Genomic DNA, 21560 nt, shown 5'->3' on the forward strand with positions numbered 1-21560 from the left:
CCATCCCAGACCGAAAAATCTTTCCAACTGCTGACCATGCGATCGCAGCTCATATCCGGTATTAGACGCCGTTTCCAGCGCTTATCCCAGAGTCAGGGGCAGGTTGCTCACGTGTTACTCACCCGTTCGCCACTGATCCACAGAGCAAGCTCTGCTTCACCGTTCGACTTGCATGTGTTAAGCACGCCGCCAGCGTTCATCCTGAGCCAGGATCAAACTCTCCGTAAAAGAAAAATACTGACAACGACCGGAATAGGCCGAAGCAGCGAGTTTGAACTGACCAAAAAGATAAATCATTGCTGACTATCCATCGCCGACACCCGAAAGTGCCGGACTTTGATCCAAAGGAATCTCACCTCAGCCGAAGCCGAGATCGAGGTTATTTGGCATTTGACAAGTGCACGCTGTTGAGTTCTCAAGGATCGGATGCTCCCACACCACCCCCGCAAGGGCTTCGTAGTGAGGCAACTTCTCTACCTTAGGATGACACCCGCGAACCCGTCAAACCCGACACGCCGATGATCTCGAGAGATCGTGGGTGTGGGAGGTGACGACTGCGGGAGCGTCCCGATGCCCCGTCCTAGACCTGAGGTCAGACCCAATCGCAGAGCGATTGTTTCTTCTTGGAGGGGGTGGTTCGCCATCTTGAGGGCGGCGGGCCTTTCGGCCTCTCGCTCTTCCCTGTGGGGCGAACAAGTAATAAGTTACGCGGGGTTCGGGGACTGGGCAAATCAGCCCCGCATCCCGGGCGTGTCGGGCTCGCAGCCCCGCTCAGCGCTTGTAGTTCGGCGCCTCGACGACGATCTGGACGTCGTGCGGGTGTGACTCCTTCAGACCGGCCGAGGTGATGCGCACGAACTTGCCGCGCGCCTTCAGCTCCTCGATCGTGCGGGCGCCCACATAGAACATCGACTGGCGGAGCCCGCCGACGAGCTGATACGCGACGGCCGAGACCGGACCGCGGTACGCGACCTGCCCCTCGATGCCTTCGGGGATCAGCTTGTCGTCGCTCGGCACGTCCGCCTGGAAGTAACGGTCCTTCGAGTAGGAGGTCTTCTTGCCGCGCGTCTGCAGCGCACCGAGCGAACCCATCCCCCGGTAGAGCTTGAACTGCTTGCCGCCCTGGAAGACGACCTCCCCCGGGGACTCGTCGGTACCCGCCAGCAGGGAACCGAGCATGACCGTGTCCGCACCGGCGACGAGCGCCTTCGCGATGTCTCCCGAGTACTGCAGACCACCGTCGGCGATGATCGGCACGCCGGCCTCGCGCGCCGCGAGCGACGCCTCGTAGATGGCGGTCACCTGCGGCACACCCACGCCGGCGACGACGCGGGTCGTGCAGATCGACCCCGGCCCGACGCCGACCTTGACGGCATCCACTCCGGCGTCGATCAACGCCTGCGCGCCTTCGCGGGTCGCGACGTTGCCGCCGATCACGTCGATGTGGGCGAACGAGGCGTCGGCCTTGATCCGCTTGACCATGTCGATGACTCCGGCGGACTGGCCGTTGGCCGTGTCCACCACGATGACATCGACCCCGGCATCCCGCAACGCCTCGGCGCGCTCCCAGGCGTCGCCGAAGAACCCGATCGCTGCGCCGACTCGCAGCCGGCCCTGATCGTCCTTCGTGGCGAGCGGGTACTTCTCGCTCTTGTCGAAGTCCTTGATGGTGATGAGCCCGGCGAGCTTTCCCTCCTCATCGATGAGGGGGAGCTTCTCGACGCGGTGGTGGGCGAAGAGGGCGATGACCTCGTTCGCCCCGATGCCGACCTTGCCGGTGACGAGGTTCTCGCTCGTCATGACGTCGCGCACCTTCGTCGTCTGGCGCTCGAAGCCCGAGACGAAACGCATGTCGCGGTTGGTGACGATGCCGACGAGGTGCCCCTCGTCATCCACCACGGGGAGGCCCGAGATGCGGTACTGCCCGCAGAGCGCGTCCACCTCTTCGATGGTCGCGTCGGGGGTCGTCGTGATCGGGTCGGTGATCATGCCCGACTCGCTGCGCTTCACGCGGTCGACCATGGATGCCTGGTCGGCGATCGACAGGTTGCGGTGGATGATGCCGATGCCACCCTCGCGCGCGATGGCGATCGCGAGGCGCGACTCGGTGACGGTGTCCATCGCGGCGGAGAGGAGAGGAGTCGCGACGGTGATGCGTCGCGTGACCCGGGAGGAGGTGTCGGCCTCGGACGGGATGACGTCCGTGTGACCGGGCAGCAGCAGGACGTCGTCGTACGTCAGTCCCACGAATCCGAACGGGTCGTTGTGCTCCATGTGCTCTCCTGCATCGAACGGCTTGTCAGAATTCTAAGGCGCGGGGCGCTGCTTTCATTCCCTCCGCCCGAGATGAGGGCAAGAGGCGGAGTGTCGATGGTTGCGGCAGGGAAACACAGCGGCAACAATCGCTGGATACGGTCGTGTGGCGCCGGGGGCACCCGTACCTCTGCGCGCTGACCATGCTTCAACCAGGAGGTGTCGGTGACGACCACCCGCTCTGTGCGCGCCCGCAATCGATGGCGACGCGCACTCGTAGCCCTCATCGCCGGAGTCTTCTCCGGCGCCCTGCTGTTCGGCCTCGCGAATCCCGCGATGGCCGGCACCCAGGATCCGGAGGATTTCCCTTTCGCCGTCCAAGGCAACGTCCGGGCCGCTGGTGAGCCCGTCGAAGGTGCCACGGTGGTCGTGACGGGCGGTGAATACACGGGTGAGGCGGAGACCGCAGCGAACGGATCGTGGCGCGTGCCCGTCCCCACGAAGGACGTGCCCTACACGGTCGAGCTCGTCGAGGACTCGCTTCCGGACGGCGTGAGCGCGCCCGACGGCTTCGCGTTCACGCAAGAGGTGGAGTTCGGCGCGACGAGCAACGTGACGCGCAACTTCACGCTGGGAGCGGCGGAACGGACGACGACGTCCTTCTTCGACCAATTCCTGTCTCGAGCCGTGAACGGGCTGAACTTCGGTCTCATGCTCGCCCTCGCCGCGATCGGCGCCTCCCTCGTCTTCGGCACGACCGGTCTGTCGAACTTCGCGCACGGCGAGATGGTGACCTTCGGCGCACTGGCAGCGCTCTTCTTCTCCGTAGCCGTGGACATGCCGATCTGGATCGCGATCCCGCTCGCGGTGATCGTCTCGGGGCTGTTCGGATTCGGGATGGATGCCGGCCTGTGGCGGCCATTGCGACGAAAGGGCATCGGCACGGTCCAGCTCATGATCGTCTCGATCGGCCTGTCGCTGGCGCTGCGCTACGTCTTCCAGATGTTCGTCGGCGGTGGGACGGTCAATCTGCCGGGCGGAGCATCCGCAACGATCCCGGGGCTCGGCCCGATCCGGCTGACGGTGACCGACCTGATCAGCATGGGCGTCTCCATCGCCGTCATCGTGGCATTCGCCTTCTGGCTCATGCGCACCCGCATCGGTCGCGCGACGCGCGCCGTCTCCGACAACCCGTCCTTGGCAGCGGCAAGCGGCATCGACGTCGACAACGTCGTCCGCATCGTCTGGATCATGGCCGCTGCGCTCGCGGGACTGTCGGGCGTCCTGTGGGCTTACTTCCGCCCGGGGATCAAGTGGGACATGGGCACGAGCATCCTGCTCCTGGTCTTCGCCGCCATCACGCTGGGCGGTCTCGGCACCGCCTTCGGCGCGCTCGTGGGCGCGATCATCGTCGGCCTGCTCGTCGAGGTCTCGACGCTGTGGATCCCGTCTGATTTGAAGTACGTCGGCGCGCTCGTCGTGCTCATCGTCATCCTTCTGTTCCGTCCGCAGGGTCTCCTCGGGCGCCGAGAGCGAATCGGATAACGCCTCATGGACTTCCTCCAGATCCTCAGCAACACCGCGGCGCAGATCCTGTCGCCGGTCACCCTCGGCTTCGTTCTCGCGGCGATCGGTCTCTCCGTCCATTTCGGCTTCGCCGGCCTGCTCAACATGGGCGTCGCGGGCTTCATGGCCGTCGGCGCTTACGGCTTCGCGATCTCGACACTCACCTTCGGCCTTCCCTGGGCGGTGGCAGCCCTGATCGGCTTGGTCGGCGCGGTGCTGTTCTCCCTGGTCATGGGCATCCCGACTCTGCGTCTGCGAGGGGACTACCTGGCCATCGTCACGATCGCTGCGGCGGAGGTGGTGCGTCTGCTCTTCCTGACGTCCTCCTACCGCGAGGTGACGGGTTCGGCGGACGGCCTCTCGGGCTTCCAGCGCGACTTCCGCGCGAGCAATCCGCTGCCGCCGGGCCGCTACGGCTTCGGACCGTGGACGTATCAGTCCGACCAGTGGTGGGTCATCATCGTCGGCATCGTCGTCATCGCGGTCGTCGTCGCCTTCGTCTGGCTGCTGATGCGGAGTCCCTGGGGACGTGTCATCCGCGGGATCCGCGAAGACGAAGACGCCGTGCGCTCGTTGGGGAAGAACGTGTTCGCCTTCAAGATGCAGGCGCTCATCGTGGGCGGCGTGATCATCGCGGCCGGCGGAATCGTGACGGCGATGGGCACCAACGTGAACCCGAACGTGTACGTGACGTCGCAGACGTTCTACGTCTGGACGGCCCTGCTGCTCGGCGGCGCCGCCACGATCTTCGGCCCCGTGCTCGGAGCGGTGCTCTTCTGGGTCGTCCGCGCATTCCTGTCCAACCTCCTCCCCGCGCTCGTGAAGATCGGCTGGCTGCCCTTCCTCACCGCGGAGCAGAGCCAGATGCTCGTGTTCGTCCTGGTGGGTGTCGCCCTCATGCTGCTGGTCATCTTCCGACCGCAGGGCATCCTCGGAAGCAAGAAGGAGCTGACCTTTGTCCGCTGACGTCGCGCCCCCCGCTCCCCGTCCCAAGGCCACCGGCCTGCACAAGGGCGAGATCCGCCCCGGTGTGGAGAAGGTCGACCCGATCATCGTCGCCGACGGTGTCAAGCGAGTCTTCGGCGGCTTGACCGCCGTCGACGTCGACCACCTCGAGATCCCGCGGAATGCCATCACCGCGCTCATCGGCCCGAACGGTGCCGGCAAGACCACCTTGTTCAACCTGCTGACCGGGTTCGACAAGCCCAACGAGGGCACCTGGTCCTTCGACGGCCAGAACCTCGCCGGAATCCCGGCGTTCAAGGCCGCCCGGATGGGCCAGGTGCGCACCTTCCAGCTGACGAAGTCGCTGGGACTGCTCACGGTGCTCGAGAACATGAAGCTGGGGGCGCCCGGTCAGGGTGGCGAGACCATCTGGCGCGGCATCCTGCCGTTCCTCTGGCGCAAGCAGGAAGCAGCGATCGAGGACAAGGCCCGCGGCCTGCTCGCCCGGTTCAAGCTCGACGCCAAGGAGAAGGACTTCGCAGCATCGCTTTCTGGCGGTCAGCGCAAACTCCTCGAGATGGCGCGCGCCCTGATGAGCGACCCGACGCTGGTCATGCTCGACGAGCCGATGGCCGGCGTCAACCCGGCGCTCACGCAGTCCCTCCTCGACCACATCCTGGATCTCAAGGACCTCGGGATGACGGTGCTCTTCGTCGAGCACGACATGCACATGGTCCGTCACATCGCCGACTGGGTCGTCGTGATGGCCGAGGGGAAGGTCGTCGCCGAGGGGCCGCCCGACACCGTCATGAAGGAGCAGGCCGTCATCGACGCCTACCTCGGGGCCCACCAGGACGTCGATCTCGGCGTCGTCACGGGCCGCTACGAGGGCGAGCTGACCGCCGAAGCTCAGGAACTGATCGAGGAGCAGCACAAGCTGCAGGACACCGTCGAGGCGGATGCCACGACGCACGCCGCGGAGGATTCGTCGGCACCCGGCACTCCGGGCTCGACGCGCGGAACGGAGGAGACCAAGTGAGCGACACCGCCGCATCCCCCGCGGGCGCGACTGCGACCGCACCTGCTCAGAACGTCGTCGAACTGCGGGATGTGCACGCCGGCTATCTGCCGGGCGTCAACATCCTCAACGGCGCCAATCTGACGGCCGCGAAGGGCGAGCTCATCGGGATCATCGGCCCCAACGGCGCCGGCAAGTCGACGATGCTCAAGGCGATCTTCGGACAGGTGAAGGTCCGCTCCGGTGCCGTCATGCTCAATGGCGAGGAGATCACGGGCCTGCGGGCGAACAAGCTGGTGGCGAAGGGCGTCGGGTTCGTCCCGCAGACGAACAACGTCTTCCCGAGTCTGTCGATCGCTGAGAACCTGCAGATGGGTGCGTATCAGCGGCCGAAGGTCGTCAACGAACGCATCGACTTCGTGACATCGATCTTCCCCGACCTCGCCAAGCGTCTGCAGCAACGGGCCGGTTCGCTCTCGGGCGGCGAGCGGCAGATGGTCGCCATGGGTCGCGCACTGATGATGGACCCCTACGTGCTGCTGCTCGACGAGCCCTCCGCCGGCCTGTCGCCGTCGCGCCAGGACGAGGCGTTCCTCCGCGTCTCGGAGATCAACAAAGCCGGCGTGACGACCATCATGGTCGAGCAGAACGCGCGCCGGTGCCTGCAGATCTGCGACCGGGGCTACGTCCTCGATCAGGGCCGTGACGCCTACACGGGCACCGGCCGCGAGCTGCTCAACGATCCGAAGGTCATCGGCCTCTACCTGGGGACGCTCGGCACCTGACCTCCAGAAGGACCCTTCGACGCCCCCGGCTTTCGGTCGGGGGCGTCGTCATGTGCACACGGAATGCCGCCGGCGGACGTCCTCGGCGGCGGCATCCGCTCCCCTGCCGCGATGCACCGAGCGCCGGCCCATCGCTGCCGGTGACAGCGCGTCGGGTGCACAGAGAACGGCCCCGGTCCGAGGACCGGGGCCGTTCTGTGATCGTCGAATCAGCCGACGTTGAGGAACGAGTAGTTGTTGTCCTCGCCGTACTGGAAGACACCGATGGATGCCTCCGTCGGGTCGCCCACCTCGTTGAAGGTGATGGGGCCCGAGACACCGTCGTAGTCGGCGACCTCACCGGCGTTGATGATGTCGGCGCACTCCGCATAGGTGGTGCACTTCGTGCCGTCACCCGAGCCGCCGGACACCTGCTGCAAGTGCGCAGCGACGTCCGGGCCCTCGCTGGAGCCGGCCTCGAGGGCAGCGAGTGCGAGGAGGATGACCGCGTCGTAGGACTCGGGACCGTAGGTGTAGTCCTTGAGCTCCTCGTTGCCCTCGCCCGTCCAGAACGCGTTGAGATCCTCGCGGAACGTGGCGATGCTGTCGGGGTCGACGGCGGGGTAGGTTCCCTTGGCGCCCGTCAGGGTGCCGGCCTCGAATTCGTCGCCGAAGTTCGAGAGGTTGCCGTCCACGAGGTACATCTTGTCCTTCGGGAAGTCGGCACCCACGAGCTCGGGGATGATCGTCTTCACCTCTTCGAACGTGATCAGCGCGATGGCGTCGGGGTCAGCCGCGAGGACGTCCTCGACCTGAGCCGAGAAGTTGGTGTCACCCGTGTTGTACAGCGACGCGGAGACCACCTCGCCGCCGGCGTTCTCGAAGGCGGCCTTCGTGAAGCAGGCGAGACCCGTTCCGTACGAGTCGTTGAGGATGATCATGCCGAGCGTCTCGGCGCCGTCGCCCGCGATGAGGTTGCCGAGCACCTCGCCCTGCAGGACGTCGGAAGGAGCGGTGCGCCAGTAGAGACCCTTGTCCTCGTAACCCGTGAAGGCGGCCGAGGTGTTGGCGGGCGAGAACTGGATCGCGTCGGCGGCGATGACCTGATCGATGAACTGCAGCGACGTGCCGGAGGACGCCGCGCCGATGATCGCCGTGGCGCCCGCGTTCAGCAGACGGGGGATCTCGGTCTCGTAGGCCTTGTTGTCGGTGTCGCCCGAGTCGCCCTGGACGAGGTTGATGGTCACACCCTTCGCCGCTTCGTTGACCTCAGCGGCAGCGAATTCAGTGCCGGCGATCTCAGGCGGGCCGAGGAAGGCGAGGTTTCCGGTGACAGGCAACGCGGTGCCGATGGTGAACTCGAGGTCGGTGGCGGGGCCCTCCGACGTGGAGCTGTACTCCGGGGTGTACGAGGCCGGTTCGGCCTCGTCGCAGTTGACCGGGAACTCGAAACCGGCCGGCTCGTTGGACGCGCCGCCGGACGCTGTGGGGGTCGAGGATCCGGCGCAGCCGGCCAGGACCAATGCGCTCGCGCCGACCAGGGCGATGGCGCCCATGACCTTTGCGGAACGCGAACGGGAGAGAACGCTCATTGTGCTCCTTGCTGTGGTGACACGGGTCAGTTCGGGACCAGCCCGGTGTGTTCAACCTAGTGGCGCGCTCGTCTCCCCAATGTTGCCGTTCGTTAACGATGTGTAACGAGGTGGGCACGCTCCCATAACGGTCTCGGAAAGCGCGGTCAGACGGGGTCGGGCACCAGCGCTTCGGCGCGGGTCCGGTTGCGCCGGGACGACAGGAGCGAGTCCACCGTGAAGACCGCGACGGCGACCCAGACGAGGCCGAATCCGATCCAGCGCTCGAAGGGCATCGGCTCGCCGAGGATGAGCACCCCGGTGAGGAACTGCATGATCGGCGCGATGAACTGCAGGATGCCGACCACGGTCAGCGTGGTGCGGCGGGCGCCGGCGGAGAAGAAGAGGAGCGGAACGGCGGTGACGGCCCCCGCCAGCAGGAGCAGGACGGTGTGCCCGGTCCCCTCGCGGCCCATCGTCAGTCCGGAGGTGACGCCGACGAGGACGAGCTGGAGGACGGCGATCGGCACGAGCCAGAAAGACTCGAGGGTGAGGCCGCTCACGGCATCCACCGACGGTCCGATCTTCTTCTTGACGAGACCGTACGTCGCGAAGCTCGCCGCGAGGGCGAGCGCGATCCAGGGCACGCGGCCGACCGCGACGATGATCACGACCACCGCGACGCCCGCGATGCCGACCGCGACCCACTGCGCGGTGCGCAGGCGTTCCTTCAGCACGATGACGCCGAGGAGCACGGTCGCGATCGGGTTGATGAAGTAGCCGAGGCTCGTCTCGACGACGTGACCGGTCAGAGTCCCGATCAGGAAGACCTGCCAGTTGACGTAGATGAGCAGGCCCGCCAGGAGCGTCCAGAGCATGAGGCGACGATCGCGCAGGATCACCCGCATCCGCCCCCAGCCGCGGGTGATCGCGAGCAGCGCGATGCAGAAGACGAGGCTCAGCAGGATGCGCCAGCCGACGACCTCCCACGGGGTCGTCGGGGCGAGGCTGACGAAGTAGAGCGGCAGGAAGCCCCACAGGACGTAGGCCGAGAAGACGAAGACGCCCCCGAGGGACTTCTCGCGCGCGGCCTGCTCGGGTGTCATGAGCACAAGCCTATGACGGTCATGACAGCGGGCGCGTCATCCGCACTGCCGTCGATCGCCCAGATCCTGCCATCAACGGGACAGGGCCCGGATGCCGAAGCATCCGGGCCCTGCGCTGCAGTCGCTGCGTGTCAGCGGACGACGACCGCCAGGACGTCGCGAGCCGACAGGACGAGGAACTCGTCGGCGCCGAACTTGACCTCGGTGCCGCCGTACTTGCTGTACAGGACGCGGTCGCCGACGGCGACGTCGAGCGGAACGCGGTTGCCGTTGTCGTCGATGCGGCCGGGGCCCACGGCCACGACCTCGCCCTCCTGGGGCTTCTCCTTGGCGGTGTCAGGGATGACCAGGCCACTTGCGGTGGTCTGCTCGGCCTCGACCTGCTTGATGACGATGCGGTCTTCGAGCGGCTTGATGGAAACCGACACGGTCTACCTCTTTCTTGCTGGTGGGGTCCTGCTACAAGACTCATCAGCACTCGCTTACCGAGAGTACTAAGAAAAGTCTAGAGCGCGGTTGGCACTCATGCAACGCGAGTGCCAACACGATGACGGATGCTGCGACGCACCATCCGACCGGGGAGACCTAGGCTGGCCGGATGGAAAAGGCCGAGCTCACCGCCCTCCTGACCCCCCAGGGACTGCGGATGATCGACGAGGTCGGACCCCTGGCATCCACCGCCGAGGTCGCGGCCGCCGTCTCGCGGCTGCGCGCTGCGGGCCACTCCCCCGATCTCGTGTCGGCCGTCGTCGGTCAGGCGCACCTGCGCGTGCGCGCCGAGGGGAAGTTCGGTCCGTTCGCCGAGCGCATGCTGTTCACCCGTGCGGGGCTCGAACAGGCGACCCGGCTCGAGGTCGCCGCCCGGCACGCCGGACGGTTCCGGGCCGCGGGGATCACCCGCGTCGCCGACCTCGGATGCGGCATCGGCGGCGACGCCCTGGGACTCGCGGGCATCGGCCTCGACGTGCTCGCGGTCGACGCCGACGAGACGACCGCCGCCCTCGCCGCCTACAACCTCGCGCCGTTCGGCGACGCCGTCACCGTGCGGCAGGGCCTCGCCGAGGAGACCGACCTGGACGGCTGGGACGCGGTCTGGCTCGACCCCGCCCGCCGGACCGCGGGGCACAGCGAGACCAGCCGCACCCGGCCCGAGGACTGGTCACCCTCGCTCGACTGGGCGTTCGCCCTCGCAGAGCGGATGCCGGTGGGCATCAAACTCGGACCGGGCCTCGATCGCAGCCTGCTCCCCGACGACGTCGAGGCGCAGTGGATCAGCGTCGACGGTTCGACCGTCGAGCTCGTCCTGTGGTCGGGCGCGCTGCGTCGCGACGGTGTGGCCCGCTCGGCGCTCGTGATGCGGGGCGGGGCCGCGGCGGAGCTGACGGCGGCCGCCGACGCGCCCGACGAGCCGGTCCGCGAACTCGACGCCTACCTCCACGAGCCCGAGGGCGCCGTCATCCGCGCGCGCCTGATCGGCGAGGTCGCCCGGGACCTGCAGGCGGGCATGGTGGCCGACGGCATCGCCTACCTGACCTCGGATGCCGCCCTGACGAACCCGTTCGTGCAGACGTTCCGGGTGCGGGAGGTCCTGCCGATGAAGGTGCCCGCGATCAACGCCGCTCTCCGCGAGAGGGGCGTCGGCACCGTCGAGATCAAGAAGCGCGGCGTCGACGTCGACCCGGCGCAGTTCCGACGCAAGCTCACGCTGCGCGGCGACGCCTCAGCGACGCTGATCCTCACGAGGGTCGGCGAGGGGCGGGACGCGAAGCGGGTCGCCGTGCTCGCGGAGCGCGTCTGAGTCAGCCGGACAGGGCGCCCTGCGAGGCCGCCCACCACAGCCAGCCGGCGCTGTAGGCGAGCGAGGCGATGCTCAGGCCGAGCCCCCAGAGCGCGGTCTCGCGCTTCTCCCACGGGCGTCGCAGCGCGAGGACCGCGAGGACGACGCCGATCACGCCGACCGGGAACCCCCAGCCGACGAAGCAGGCCAGCACGAGCGCGAGCGACCCGAACAGCAGCGACCAGCCGGCGCTCCGCGGCAGCACCGGCGCCGGGGGGATCCAGCGGACGTCGGGCGCGGCGGCCTCGTCGGGATCCGGGTGCACCGCGAGTGGCGGCGCGACGGGCAGCGGCTGCGTGAGCTCCCGACGGAATCCGCCCCGGTGCACGCCCGGGAGGGCGGTGTCCGTCGGCGCGAGGACGACGTCGGGCGATGCCGCCTCGACGGCGGGGGCGGCGGGGGGCTCGTCCGCGGCAGGTGCGGCGGGCGGCGGCATCCGCTCGTCGCTCATGACGAGGGCTCCACCTGGATCGTCGTGACGGGCAGGGTCGAGTCGGCGCCGAACGCGAGGGTCGAGGCGGGGCGACCGCTCATGATGAGCTCGGACGCCAGCGCCGCGATCATCGCCCCGTTGTCGGTGCAGAGCGAGAGGGGCGGGATGCGGACGGCCACCCCCGCGGCCTGCGCGCGCTCGAGCGCGACGTCGCGCAGGCGCTTGTTCGCGATCACGCCGCCACCCAGCAGCAGGCGGGGCACGTCGTGACGCGCGCAGGCGTCGAGCGCCTTCGTCACGAGGACGTCGACGACCGCTTCGCGGAAGGATGCCGCCACGTCGGGCACCGAGACGGGCTCACCGGCCGCCTCGCGCTGCTCGACCCAGCGCGCGACGGCGGTCTTGAGCCCCGAGAACGAGAAGTCGTAGCGGTGCTCGGCCATGTCGGACGCACGCGACATACCGCGCGGGAACCGGATCGCCTGCGGGTCGCCCGTCGCGGCGGCCTTGTCGATCTCGGGGCCGCCGGGATAGGGCAGACCGAGGATGCGGGCGATCTTGTCGAACGCCTCGCCGGCGGCGTCGTCCATCGTCTCGCCGAGCAGCTCGACGTCGGAGACGAGGTCGCGGACGAGGAGCAACGAGGTGTGCCCGCCGCTCACGAGGAGCGCGACGGTCGGGTACTCGACCTCGTCACCGGTGAGGATGTCGGCGGCGATGTGCCCCACGAGGTGGTTCACGGCGTACAGCGGTTTGTCGAGGCTGACGGCGAGCGCCTTCGCGGCGCCCACGCCGACCATGAGGGCGCCGGCGAGACCCGGCCCGCTCGTGACGGCGACGGCGTCGAGGTCGGCGAGCGAGACCTGCGCCTCGGCGAGCGCCGCCTCGATCGCCGGCTGCAGCGCCTCGAGGTGGGCGCGCGCGGCGACCTCGGGCACGACGCCGCCGTAGCGGGCGTGCTCGTCCATCGAGCTCGTGATCGTGTTCGAGAGCAGGGTGCGGCCCCGGACGATGCCGATGCCGGTCTCGTCGCAGCTCGTCTCGATGCCGAGCACCAGGGGTTCGTGCGTCATCTCAGCACCATCCTTCGGCGGCGGTCGGCGCCGCGGTGCGACGGGCGTCCCAGGCGACGAGGTTCAGCTGCATGACGATCGCGTCGACGTCGTCGGGCTGGTAGTAGCGCGGCCGGCGGCCCACCTCGGCGAACCCTTCGGACAGGTAGAGCGCGGCGGCTCCGGGATTGTCAGCGCGCACCTCGAGGAACACCTCGCGCGCGCCGCGGGACCGGGCCGTCGCGAGCAGTTCGCGCAGCAGCGCGCGGCCCCGGCCGTGACCCCGCGCGTCGGCGGCGATGGCGATCGTCTGGATGTCGGCATCCGCTGCGCCCTGCACGGCGCGCACACCGCCGTACCCGACGAGGCGGCCGGCCTCGACGTCGACGACGTACCGGCCGTGGGGGGAGGCGAGCTCGCCCGCCATGAGGGCGTCGCTCCACGCGTCGGTCGGGAAGGACGCGCGCTCGAGGCGCATGATGTCGTCGAGGTCCGCGGCGGTCGCGGTGCGGAGGGTCACGAGCCGACCTTCTTGCGAGCGCCGGGGAGGGTGACGTCGGGTGCGCGCAGGTAGAGCGGCTCGCCGAGGGACTCGACCCGGCCCGCAGCCACGGCGCGCGCCGCGACGAGCGCGACCATCGCGCCCGGGATCGCCGTCACGTCCCGGCGCTCGGCGCCGTGCGCGGCGAGCGCGTCGTCGACGGCGTCGCGCGGGGTCAGGGTGGCCTCGGTCGCGCGCCGCGGGAGTCCGTCGTCGTCGATGCCGTCGTAGACGGTGTACGCGAACTCGCGGCGACGGGCGTCGGTGACGACCGCGAACCGCGGCAGCTCGGCGAACGGGTCGGCGAGCAGCACCGCGAGGGCGGCCGCGTCGTGGCTGCGGACGGGGACGACCGGGATGCCGCGGCCCAGCGCGAACGCGCGCGCCGCCGCGATCCCGACCCGCAGCCCCGTGAACGGCCCGGGACCCATGCCCGCGGCCACGTGGGTCAGGGCGACGGGCTGCGGAGCGCCGGTCGCGCCGATGGGGCCGTGCGCGGCATCCGTCATCACCTGCTGCAGCAGGGAGCCGATGATCTCGGCGTGCCCGAGCGGGTCGGCACTGGCGACCTCGGCGCGCACCGCACCGTCGACATCGGTGACGGCGACGGCCGTGCCGAGGGACGTGTCGATGCCGAGGATCACAGGATCAAGGGTATCGGGAGGACGGATGCCGCGACGCGGCCGCCGTGGTCAGGGACGTCGCGTGACGGTGACGATGCGCGGTGCGGCGTCTTCGAGCTCGGCGGCGTAGGGGCCGGTCGTGCCGCAGGCGTTGTCGACGCCCGTGCCGCTCCAGCCGCGCTCGATCTCGAGCTCCCACCACGTGTCGACGAGGCCGTCGACCATGCCGCGCCCCCACTCGACGATGGTGACCGACCCGTCGGGGTCGAGGCCCAGGTCGTCGAGCTCGGCCGGGGAACCGAGCCGGTAGGCGTCGACGTGCACGAGCGCCGGGCCGCCGACCTCGGACGGGTGGGTGCGGGCGATCACGAACGTGGGGCTCTGCACCGGGCCGCGGACCCCCAGGCCCGCGCCGATACCGCGGGTGAGGGTCGTCTTGCCGGCACCGAGGGGACCCGTGAGGACGAGCAGGTCGCCGGCGCGCAGGGCGCCGCCCAGCTCGCGGCCGAGCCGCTCCATGTCCTCGGGCGAGGCGACCTCTCGGCGCCCCTCGAAGTGCTCCATCCCGGTCACGACCGCACCTCCCGTCGCGGCACGCGCGGGCCGATGCGCGTGACGATCTCGTAGTTGATGGTGTCCGCGGCGTCGGCCCAGTCGGTCGCCGCGGGCACCCCCGTCGCCGGGTCGCCGAAGAGCACGGCCTCGTCCCCGACCGCGACCGGCGCGTCGCCGACGTCGACGACGAACTGGTCCATCGCGATGCGGCCGGCGACGGGGAACGTGCGGCCGCCGATCGAGACGGGGCCGGTTCCCGAGGCGGCGCGCGGGACACCGTCGGCGTACCCCATCGAGATCAGCGCGAGCGTCGACTCGCTGGCCGTGCGGTGCAGGTAGCCGTAGGAGACCCCCTGTCCCGCGGGCACGCGGCGGACAGCGGCGACCGCCGCCCGGAGTGTCATCGCGGGACGCAGCCCGAGGTCGCCGGACGACCGGTCGGCGAACGGCGACAGCCCGTAGATCGCGACGCCGAGACGGACGCAACCCAGGCGCGCTTCGGGCAGGTCGAGGGCGGCGTGGGATGCCGCGATGTGACGCAACGGCGGACGGAGACCCGCCGCTTCGGCCGCCGCCTGGGCGACCGTGAAACGCGACAGCGCCGTGCGGTCGTCGGCGGCCGACGTGTTGGAGAGGTGACTGAACAGGCCCAGGACCCGGATGACACCGGCCTCCTCGAGGGCCGCCGCCTCGGCGAACACGGCGCCGTAGTCGGCGGGGGCGATGCCGTTGCGGCCGAGCCCCGTCTCGACCTTGAGCTGCACCGTGACGGGCCGCTCCCGCGACCCGGCCGCTGCGGCGGCGCGGACCTGCTCGAGGCTCGACACGCCGAGCTCGATGCGGGCGGCGGCGGCCTCGGCGAAATCCGCGCCCGGGGCGTGCAACCAGGCGAGCACAGGGGCGTCGATGCCCGCGGCGCGCAGCTCGAGCGCTTCGCCGACGTCGGCGACCGCCAGGCGCGCCGCACCGCCGGCGAGGGCCGCACGCGCCGAGCGGACGGCTCCGTGACCGTACCCGTCGGCCTTCACGACGGCGATGACCTCCGACGCGGTCACCCGCGCGAGGTGCCGTACGTTGTGCTCGATCGCGCCGACGTCGATGACCGCTTCCCGCGCGACGCCCTCCGGCATCCGGGTCACGATCCCGCCTCCGCGACGACGTAGGCAGTCGCGAGTCCCGCGTCGTGCGAGAGCGACAGGTGCACGCTCGTGATGCCGCGGTCGGCGACGGTGACGGCGGTCTCGCCCGACAACGCGAAGACGGGGCGACCCGAAGGTTCGGAGGCCACCTCGATGTCGGTCCAGTGCACGCCGTCCGAGCCGCCGAGCGCCTTGATGAGCGCCTCCTTCGCCGCGTAGCGGGCGGCGAGCGAATGCGGCTTGAGGGCCTGCTCGGCGGGCGTGAACAGGCGCTGCATGAGTTTCGGGGTGCGGGCGATCGACGCCTCGAAGCGCGGGATGTCGACGAGGTCGACGCCGATGCCGATGATCATGCCGCCTCCCCCTCGCCGCGCTCTACGGCATCAGATCAGGATATCCGGGGTGCGCGGCAGGACGTTCGCACGGCGCGGCCAGCACGTACTTCGGAGATCCGGCGCCAGTGTGCGAGGAGAAGGGCGGACTTTCCGCCCGGAGTCGCTCCGTGGCACCGATTTCTCCGCGGATGTTGCCGCCGCCGGGATCAGCCGCCGGGATCGGTCGCCGGGATCGGTCGACGGGATCAGCCGACGGCGAGGCGGACGACGCGCTCGACGGCGTCGAGACCGGGCGAGAGCTGCGCGTCGGAGCGTGCGTAGGTCTCGCGGGAGCGGCCGTACGGGTCGACCACGTCGTCGTCGGCGGGATCCGCGGGCGGGAGCACGAGACCGCGCTGCCCCGACAGGACGGCGAGCGCGCCCCGCAGGCGGTCCCGCGGCTCCGCGCCGACGGCACCGGCCCGCAGCGCCTCGTCGGGGGTCGCCGCGGCGAGCCGCTCGAACTCGCGGATCGTGAACGCGGTCCGCAGCTGACCCGGGGCGAGCTCGACCACCGCGCGCCGGTGGTCGCGGTCCATGGCGAGCACCAGGTCGGGTCCCCGCAGGATCGCCTCGGTCAGGTACCGCGATCCGTGGGCCGCGATCCGGTCGGCGGGCACGCCGCGGGCGATCGCGAGCTCGGCGGCTTCGACCGGCATCCGCACTCCCTCGCGTGCGCGGATGCCCGCGCTCGTCGCCACCACGCCGAGGTCCGCGAGGCGCTGCTCGAGGACGAGCGCCACGAGCGGCGAGCGGCAGATGTTGCCCGTGCAGACGGTGAGGATGTGGATCACGCGGGGCCCTTCGAGACGGATGCCGCGACTCGCCCTCGCCCGAGTCTCCCCCTCGGTGCTCGGCGGGACGGTGGCGCGGGGGTGGGACGCGGACGGGCACCCGATACGGTAGGCCCGTGCAGGATCAGCTTAGCGACGGCCCCTCGTCCCCCGCCGCGGAGGCGGAGACCCCGATCGCCGAGCCCGAGCACCGCCCCGACGGCGATGAGCGGCGCCGCCGCGGCCGTCGCCGGCGTCGCACCGACTGGCGCCTCGGCGGCACCGGGGTGCGCCCCTGGAACGGCAGCCTGCTGGTCATCGCGCTGCTCAGCCTGGGCGCGGCGATCTTCGCCGGCTCGCTCGTGCAGCTGCTGTGGCGGTCGCCGTCGGCGCCGCTGGTCTCGACCGCGATCCTGTGGGTAGGGATGCTGGTCCCCGTCGTCGTCGCGTTCCGCCGAGGACGCCCGGCCGGGCTGCTGCGCGTGCGCGGCGCGGACCTGATCTACGGACTCGCTCTGGGCCTCGGCCTGCGGGTGATCGAGGGATGGGTGTCGGATGCCGCGGCCCGCCCGTTCCCGTCCGCGAACCTCACCTCGTCGTGGCTGCTGACCGAGGCGATCCCGTCGGGGCTCGTCGGCCCGGTGGTCGAGGAGTTCTTCTTCCGCACCGTCATCCTCGTCGCGATGTACGGGCTGCTCCGTCGCACCGCGGGTCGCGCGGCGGCGGCGGTCGCGGCGGTCCTCGTCTCGACGGCGAGCTTCATCCTCATCCACGTCGTCGACGGCTCGCTGCCGCTCGGCGAGTCCCTCTCGGTGGGCGCGGTCGGCCTCGTCTGCGCGACCCTCGTCATCCTGACCGGTCGCGTGTGGGGCGCCGTGTTCGCGCACATCGTCTACAACGCGACGGCGCTGCTCCTGATGGCGGCGGGCGCGGCGATCTCCGGCGGGCAGTGACACCACCCGCCGGAGCGCAGCGCATCGGTCAGGGGCGACCCATCCCGTAGTACGTCCAGCCGGCGGCGCGCCACGCGGCGGGGTCGAGGGCGTTGCGGCCGTCGACGACGACGCGGCCGGCGGCGAGGGATGCCGCATGCTCGGGGGCGAGCTCGCGACGGTACTCGTCCCACTCGGTGACGAGGATGACGGCGTCGGCGCCCGTCAGCGCCTCGTCGCGGTCGGCGACGTAGGTCAGCTGCGGGTGCTGGCGACGGGCGTTCTCGATGGCCTCGGGGTCGGTGAGGGTGACGTTCGCGCCGAGCCCGTGCAGCCGAACGGCGACGTCGAGACCCGGGGAGTCGCGGATGTCGTCGGAGTGCGGCTTGAAGGCGGCACCGAGCACGGTGACCTTCTTGCCGTAGACCTCGCCGCCGAGGCCCTCCTGGACGAGCTGGACGGCGCGCTCGCGGCGACGCATGTTGATCTCGTCGACCTCGCGCAGGAACGCGACCGACTCACCGCGGCCGAGTTCCTCCGCGCGGGCGGAGAAGGCGCGGATGTCCTTCGGCAGGCAGCCGCCGCCGAACCCGATGCCGGCGCCGAGGAACCGGCGACCGATGCGAGCGTCGTGGCCGATCGCGTCGGCGAGCATCGTGACGTCGGCACCGGCGACCTCGGCGATCTCGGCCATCGCGTTGATGAAGCTGATCTTCGTCGCGAGGAACGCGTTCGCCGACACCTTCACGAGCTCGGCGGTCGCGTAGTCGGTCACGATGAAGGGCGTGCCCTTTGCGATCGACGGGTGGTAGACCTCGCGGAGCACCTGGGTGGCGCGCTCGCCCTCGTCACCTGCGGGGACACCGGCGACGAGGCGGTCGGGGTCGATCGTGTCCTGGACGGCGAACCCCTCGCGCAGGAATTCGGGGTTCCAGACGAGGGTCGCGCCCGTCGCGCTGACGCGGGGAGCGAGGGATGCGGCGGTGCCGACGGGAACCGTCGACTTGCCCGCGACGATGTCGCCCTCGGACAGGTGCGGGAGGAGCGCGTCGACGGCCGCGTTGACGTAGGTCAGGTCGGCCGCGTAGCCGCCCTTGACCTGGGGCGTGCCGACACCGACGAAGTGGACGGCCGCGCCCGCGGCGGCGGCGAAGTCGGTCGAGAAGGACAGTCGACCGGAGGCGATGCCCTCGGAGAGGATCTCGGACAGGCCGGGCTCGAAGAACGGCGCCTCCCCCGCGGCGAGCGACGCGATCTTGCGCTCATCCACGTCGATGCCGACCACCTCGTGGCCGATCGAGGCCATGGCCGCGGCGTGCACAGCGCCGAGGTAGCCGCATCCGATGACAGAAAGTCGCATTGAAAAAGTCCCTCCACAACGAACGCCGTGTCGTCGACGCCCCGGTCGTGTCTACCAGATTCCGGTCACGATCTTTTTTCGCCGCCGTGTCGTCGCGCGTGCGGATCGTGTCGACGGGCCGGGTCCGACACGTGACGCCGCGGGCACGGGTCGCTATCGTGAGCGCAACCGCACCATCACTTCCGAGTTCTGACATCACCTCACCCGAAGAGGACGTCACGATGAGCACCTCCGCAGAAGGCGCCTCACAGGCCGGATCACCTCCGCCTGCGCACACCGACGCGCCCGCGTACACGCCCGACGACCGCGTCGCCCCCGAGGATCGTTCGCTCTTCTGGCCAGACGCGCACCTCCTGGCCGCGCCGCCGCCGGGCTACGAGCCGCTCGAGATGCCGGAGGTGTGGGAGCCGGATGCCGCGCCGGCGGCGCCCCCGCAGCCGTGGCCGTACGCGCCGTATGCGCCGACCCGGCAGCGGCCGCCGGAACCGGAAGCCGCGCCGGCGGCCGGTCCCGTTCCGGGCTACGTCATCTCGGTGCCCTACGAGGGGTCACCGGCCCCGGCCGCGACGCCCCGCGCTCCCGCGGGGCCGGCGACGCCGCGGAGCTTCCGGGACCTCCGCACCGGTCCGCTCGTCGGCCGGGATTTCGGGTCGATGCAGGAGTTCGCGGTCGCGGCCGTGCTCGAGGCGGGGTATGCGCAGGCGGACGTCGCCCGGCTGTTCCGGTTCGCGCCGTGGCAGCTGCGCGCCTGGGTCGACGAGGCGCGGAACGCGTCGTTCGGGCCGGGACCGAACCCGGCCTGACTCACTCGACCGTGACGGACTTCGCGAGGTTGCGCGGCTGATCGACGTCGAGGCCCTTCGCCGTGGCGAGACCCATCGCGAAGATGTGGAGCGGCACGACCGCGAGCAGCGGCTCGAAGAGCGGACCAGCGAGCGGGATGCGGAGCACCTCGTCGGCGAACGGGAGGACGGCGGCATCCCCCTCTTCGGCGACGGCGATCACACGAGCGCCGCGGGCACGGATCTCCTGGATGTTCGAGACGACCTTCTTGTGCAGCTCGCGCGAGGCCCGCGGCGACGGGACGATGACGAACACCGCCTGACCGGGCTCGATGAGCGCGATCGGGCCGTGCTTGAGCTCGCCGGCCGCGAACCCCTCGGCGTGGATGTAGGCGAGCTCCTTGAGCTTCAGTGCACCCTCGAGGGCGATCGGGTACCCGACGTGACGGCCGAGGAAGAGCACCGACTGGGTGTCGCCCATCCACCGCGCGAACTGCTCGATGTGCTCCTGCTCGGTCTCGAGGACCCGTGCGATGCCGGCCGGGACGGCCTCGAGCTGGGCGACGGCGTCGCGGGCGACCTCCGTCGCCAGCGACCCGCGGACGCGCCCGATGTGGAGGGCCAGCAGGTAGAGGGCGGTGATCTGGGCGACGAACGCCTTCGTCGAGGCGACGGCGACCTCAGGACCGGCGTGCGTGTAGACGATCGCGTCGGACTCGCGCGGGATCGTCGCGCCCTGCGTGTTGCAGATCGACAGCGTCTTCGCGCCCTGCTCGTGGGCGTACTTGACGGCCATGAGGGTGTCCATCGTCTCGCCCGACTGCGAGATCGACACAACGAGGGTGTCGGGGCCGATGACGGGGTCGCGGTAGCGGAACTCGTGCGCGAGCTCGACGTCGACGGGCACGCGCGTCCACTGCTCGAGCGCGTACTTGCCGACCATTCCGGCGTACGCGGCGGTGCCGCAGGCGACGACGATGACGCGGTTGATGCCGAGGAACAGGTCGTCGAGCCCGTCGAGCTCGGGGATGACGACCGCACCCTCGTGCAGTCGGCCGCGGAGCGTGTTCGCGACGGCTTCGGGCTCTTCCGAGACCTCCTTGGCCATGAACGACGACCAGCCGCCCTTCTCGGCGGCGGACGCGTCCCAGACGACCTCGAACGGCTCGACCTCGACGGTGCCCCCGGCGAAGTCGGTGACCTCGACGCCCTGCGGCGTGATGGCGACGATCTGGTCCTGCCCGATCGCGAGGGCGTTGCGGGTGTGCTCGACGAAGGCGGCGACGTCGGAGCCGAGGAAGTTCTCCCCCTCGCCGAGCCCGATCACCAGCGGCGAGTTGCGACGCGCGCCGACGACGAGGCCCGGCTGGTCCTGGTGCATCGCGAGCAGCGTGAACGCCCCCTCGAGGCGGGCGACGACGGCGCGGAAGGCGGCGACCAGATCGTGGGATGCCGCGAACTCCCGCCCGAGCAGGACGGCGGCGACCTCGGTGTCGGTCTCGCTGCGGAACGTGTAACCCTCGGCGAGGAGCTCGGCCTTGAGCTCGGCGAAGTTCTCGATGATGCCGTTGTGGATGACGGCGAGCTTGCCGTCGTCGGCGAGGTGCGGGTGCGCGTTGACGTCGGTCGGTCCGCCGTGGGTGGCCCACCGCGTGTGCCCGATGCCCGTCGTGCCGTCGGCCATCGGGTGCGCGGTCAGGTCGTCGCGGAGCACCTGGAGCTTGCCGGCGCGCTTGCGCATGTCGAGGTCGCCCTCGCGGTCGATGACGGCGATGCCGGCGGAGTCATAGCCGCGGTACTCGAGACGGGCGAGACCCGAGAGGAGGATGGCCTGGCTGTCCCGAGGCCCCACGTATCCGACGATTCCACACATGCGCTCCATGCTAGGTGCGGGCGGCTGGGACTCCGCCCCCGGCGGGGCGCCGGGCGCGTCGCC

Annotated in this window: 21 protein-coding genes and 1 rRNA gene; 7 read left to right on the plus strand and 15 right to left on the minus strand. The window is 70.2% G+C overall.

Annotated features, from left to right (window positions below):
• A 16S ribosomal RNA gene (locus AB0P29_RS09075) occupies positions 1-228 on the minus strand; the annotation flags it as partial.
• A 543-nt stretch (positions 229-771) separates the two neighbouring features.
• A complete protein-coding gene (guaB, locus tag AB0P29_RS09080) occupies positions 772-2274 on the minus strand; it encodes an IMP dehydrogenase (protein WP_311861632.1) in 1503 nt (500 codons plus the stop codon).
• 204 nt (positions 2275-2478) lie between these two features.
• Here guaB and AB0P29_RS09085 point away from each other — a divergent pair, with 204 nt between their 5' ends.
• The 4 genes from AB0P29_RS09085 to AB0P29_RS09100 are packed head-to-tail and all read left to right on the plus strand — an operon-like array spanning position 2479 to position 6567.
• The gene (locus AB0P29_RS09085) at positions 2479-3798 is read left to right on the plus strand and encodes a branched-chain amino acid ABC transporter permease (RefSeq protein ID WP_363379458.1); all 1320 of its coding nucleotides are present in this window, start codon (positions 2479-2481) and stop codon (positions 3796-3798) included.
• Between the two features lie 6 nt (positions 3799-3804).
• Positions 3805-4785 carry a branched-chain amino acid ABC transporter permease gene (locus AB0P29_RS09090; RefSeq protein WP_217528277.1) on the plus strand — a complete coding sequence of 327 codons (981 nt, stop codon included), beginning with the start codon at positions 3805-3807 and terminating at the stop codon, positions 4783-4785.
• Positions 4775-5803 carry an ABC transporter ATP-binding protein gene (locus tag AB0P29_RS09095; RefSeq protein WP_217528279.1) on the plus strand — a complete coding sequence of 343 codons (1029 nt, stop codon included), beginning with the start codon at positions 4775-4777 and terminating at the stop codon, positions 5801-5803. Before AB0P29_RS09090 ends, AB0P29_RS09095 begins: the two co-directional genes overlap by 11 nt.
• Positions 5800-6567, plus strand: a complete 768-nt coding sequence (locus tag AB0P29_RS09100; RefSeq protein ID WP_217528281.1) for an ABC transporter ATP-binding protein — start codon at positions 5800-5802, stop codon at positions 6565-6567. Before AB0P29_RS09095 ends, AB0P29_RS09100 begins: the two co-directional genes overlap by 4 nt.
• A gap of 209 nt (positions 6568-6776) precedes the next feature.
• On the opposite strand, the gene AB0P29_RS09105 is transcribed toward AB0P29_RS09100, so the two are convergent.
• The 3 genes from AB0P29_RS09105 to groES all read right to left on the minus strand — a co-directional run bounded on the left by AB0P29_RS09105 (position 6777) and on the right by groES (position 9651).
• A complete protein-coding gene (locus AB0P29_RS09105; protein ID WP_363379459.1) occupies positions 6777-8138 on the minus strand; it encodes an ABC transporter substrate-binding protein in 1362 nt (453 codons plus the stop codon).
• Positions 8139-8284: 146 nt separating this feature from the next.
• Positions 8285-9223: an EamA family transporter RarD gene (gene rarD, locus AB0P29_RS09110; protein ID WP_253035318.1), complete on the minus strand. Its 939-nt coding sequence runs from the start codon at positions 9221-9223 to the stop codon at positions 8285-8287.
• Between the two features lie 131 nt (positions 9224-9354).
• Positions 9355-9651 carry a co-chaperone GroES gene (groES, locus tag AB0P29_RS09115; protein WP_017203655.1) on the minus strand — a complete coding sequence of 99 codons (297 nt, stop codon included), beginning with the start codon at positions 9649-9651 and terminating at the stop codon, positions 9355-9357.
• A 170-nt stretch (positions 9652-9821) separates the two neighbouring features.
• On the opposite strand from groES, the gene AB0P29_RS09120 reads away from it, so the two are divergent.
• Entirely contained in the window at positions 9822-11021 is a 1200-nt protein-coding gene (locus AB0P29_RS09120) for a class I SAM-dependent methyltransferase (protein WP_363379460.1), read from the plus strand.
• A 1-nt stretch (position 11022) separates the two neighbouring features.
• Here AB0P29_RS09120 and AB0P29_RS09125 read toward each other — a convergent pair whose 3' ends face one another.
• The 8 genes from AB0P29_RS09125 to AB0P29_RS09160 all read right to left on the minus strand — a co-directional run bounded on the left by AB0P29_RS09125 (position 11023) and on the right by AB0P29_RS09160 (position 16571).
• On the minus strand, positions 11023-11511 hold the full coding sequence (locus AB0P29_RS09125; RefSeq protein ID WP_363379461.1) for a hypothetical protein: 489 nt from the start codon (positions 11509-11511) through the stop codon (positions 11023-11025).
• The gene (gene tsaD, locus AB0P29_RS09130; protein ID WP_363379462.1) at positions 11508-12566 is read right to left on the minus strand and encodes a tRNA (adenosine(37)-N6)-threonylcarbamoyltransferase complex transferase subunit TsaD; all 1059 of its coding nucleotides are present in this window, start codon (positions 12564-12566) and stop codon (positions 11508-11510) included. The genes AB0P29_RS09125 and tsaD overlap by 4 nt, the downstream gene beginning before the upstream one ends.
• Before the next feature lies 1 nt (position 12567).
• The gene (gene rimI, locus AB0P29_RS09135; RefSeq protein ID WP_363379463.1) at positions 12568-13065 is read right to left on the minus strand and encodes a ribosomal protein S18-alanine N-acetyltransferase; all 498 of its coding nucleotides are present in this window, start codon (positions 13063-13065) and stop codon (positions 12568-12570) included.
• The gene (gene tsaB, locus AB0P29_RS09140) at positions 13062-13730 is read right to left on the minus strand and encodes a tRNA (adenosine(37)-N6)-threonylcarbamoyltransferase complex dimerization subunit type 1 TsaB (protein ID WP_363379464.1); all 669 of its coding nucleotides are present in this window, start codon (positions 13728-13730) and stop codon (positions 13062-13064) included. The genes rimI and tsaB overlap by 4 nt, the downstream gene beginning before the upstream one ends.
• A 48-nt stretch (positions 13731-13778) precedes the next feature.
• On the minus strand, positions 13779-14273 hold the full coding sequence (gene tsaE, locus AB0P29_RS09145; RefSeq protein WP_363379648.1) for a tRNA (adenosine(37)-N6)-threonylcarbamoyltransferase complex ATPase subunit type 1 TsaE: 495 nt from the start codon (positions 14271-14273) through the stop codon (positions 13779-13781).
• 5 nt (positions 14274-14278) lie between these two features.
• Positions 14279-15394, minus strand: coding sequence for an alanine racemase (gene alr, locus AB0P29_RS09150; RefSeq protein WP_363379649.1), 1116 nt, complete (start codon positions 15392-15394; stop codon positions 14279-14281).
• A 5-nt stretch (positions 15395-15399) separates the two neighbouring features.
• Entirely contained in the window at positions 15400-15756 is a 357-nt protein-coding gene (locus AB0P29_RS09155; protein ID WP_253035325.1) for a holo-ACP synthase, read from the minus strand.
• 227 nt (positions 15757-15983) lie between these two features.
• A complete protein-coding gene (locus tag AB0P29_RS09160) occupies positions 15984-16571 on the minus strand; it encodes a low molecular weight phosphatase family protein (RefSeq protein WP_363379465.1) in 588 nt (195 codons plus the stop codon).
• A gap of 116 nt (positions 16572-16687) precedes the next feature.
• Between AB0P29_RS09160 and AB0P29_RS09165 the strand changes: the two genes are divergently transcribed.
• The gene (locus AB0P29_RS09165) at positions 16688-17503 is read left to right on the plus strand and encodes a CPBP family intramembrane glutamic endopeptidase (protein WP_363379466.1); all 816 of its coding nucleotides are present in this window, start codon (positions 16688-16690) and stop codon (positions 17501-17503) included.
• A gap of 28 nt (positions 17504-17531) precedes the next feature.
• Here the strand turns inward: AB0P29_RS09165 and AB0P29_RS09170 are convergent, their stop codons facing one another.
• A complete protein-coding gene (locus AB0P29_RS09170; RefSeq protein WP_363379467.1) occupies positions 17532-18842 on the minus strand; it encodes a UDP-glucose/GDP-mannose dehydrogenase family protein in 1311 nt (436 codons plus the stop codon).
• 221 nt (positions 18843-19063) lie between these two features.
• Between AB0P29_RS09170 and AB0P29_RS09175 the strand changes: the two genes are divergently transcribed.
• Entirely contained in the window at positions 19064-19645 is a 582-nt protein-coding gene (locus tag AB0P29_RS09175) for a hypothetical protein (RefSeq protein WP_363379468.1), read from the plus strand.
• A 1-nt stretch (position 19646) separates the two neighbouring features.
• Here AB0P29_RS09175 and glmS read toward each other — a convergent pair whose 3' ends face one another.
• Positions 19647-21497: a glutamine--fructose-6-phosphate transaminase (isomerizing) gene (gene glmS / locus AB0P29_RS09180; protein WP_363379469.1), complete on the minus strand. Its 1851-nt coding sequence runs from the start codon at positions 21495-21497 to the stop codon at positions 19647-19649.
• Positions 21498-21560 lie beyond the last annotated feature (63 nt).

The organism is Microbacterium sp. NPDC080220, assembly GCF_040686395.1.
Taxonomy (GTDB): Bacteria; Actinomycetota; Actinomycetes; order Actinomycetales; family Microbacteriaceae; genus Microbacterium; species Microbacterium gawkjiense.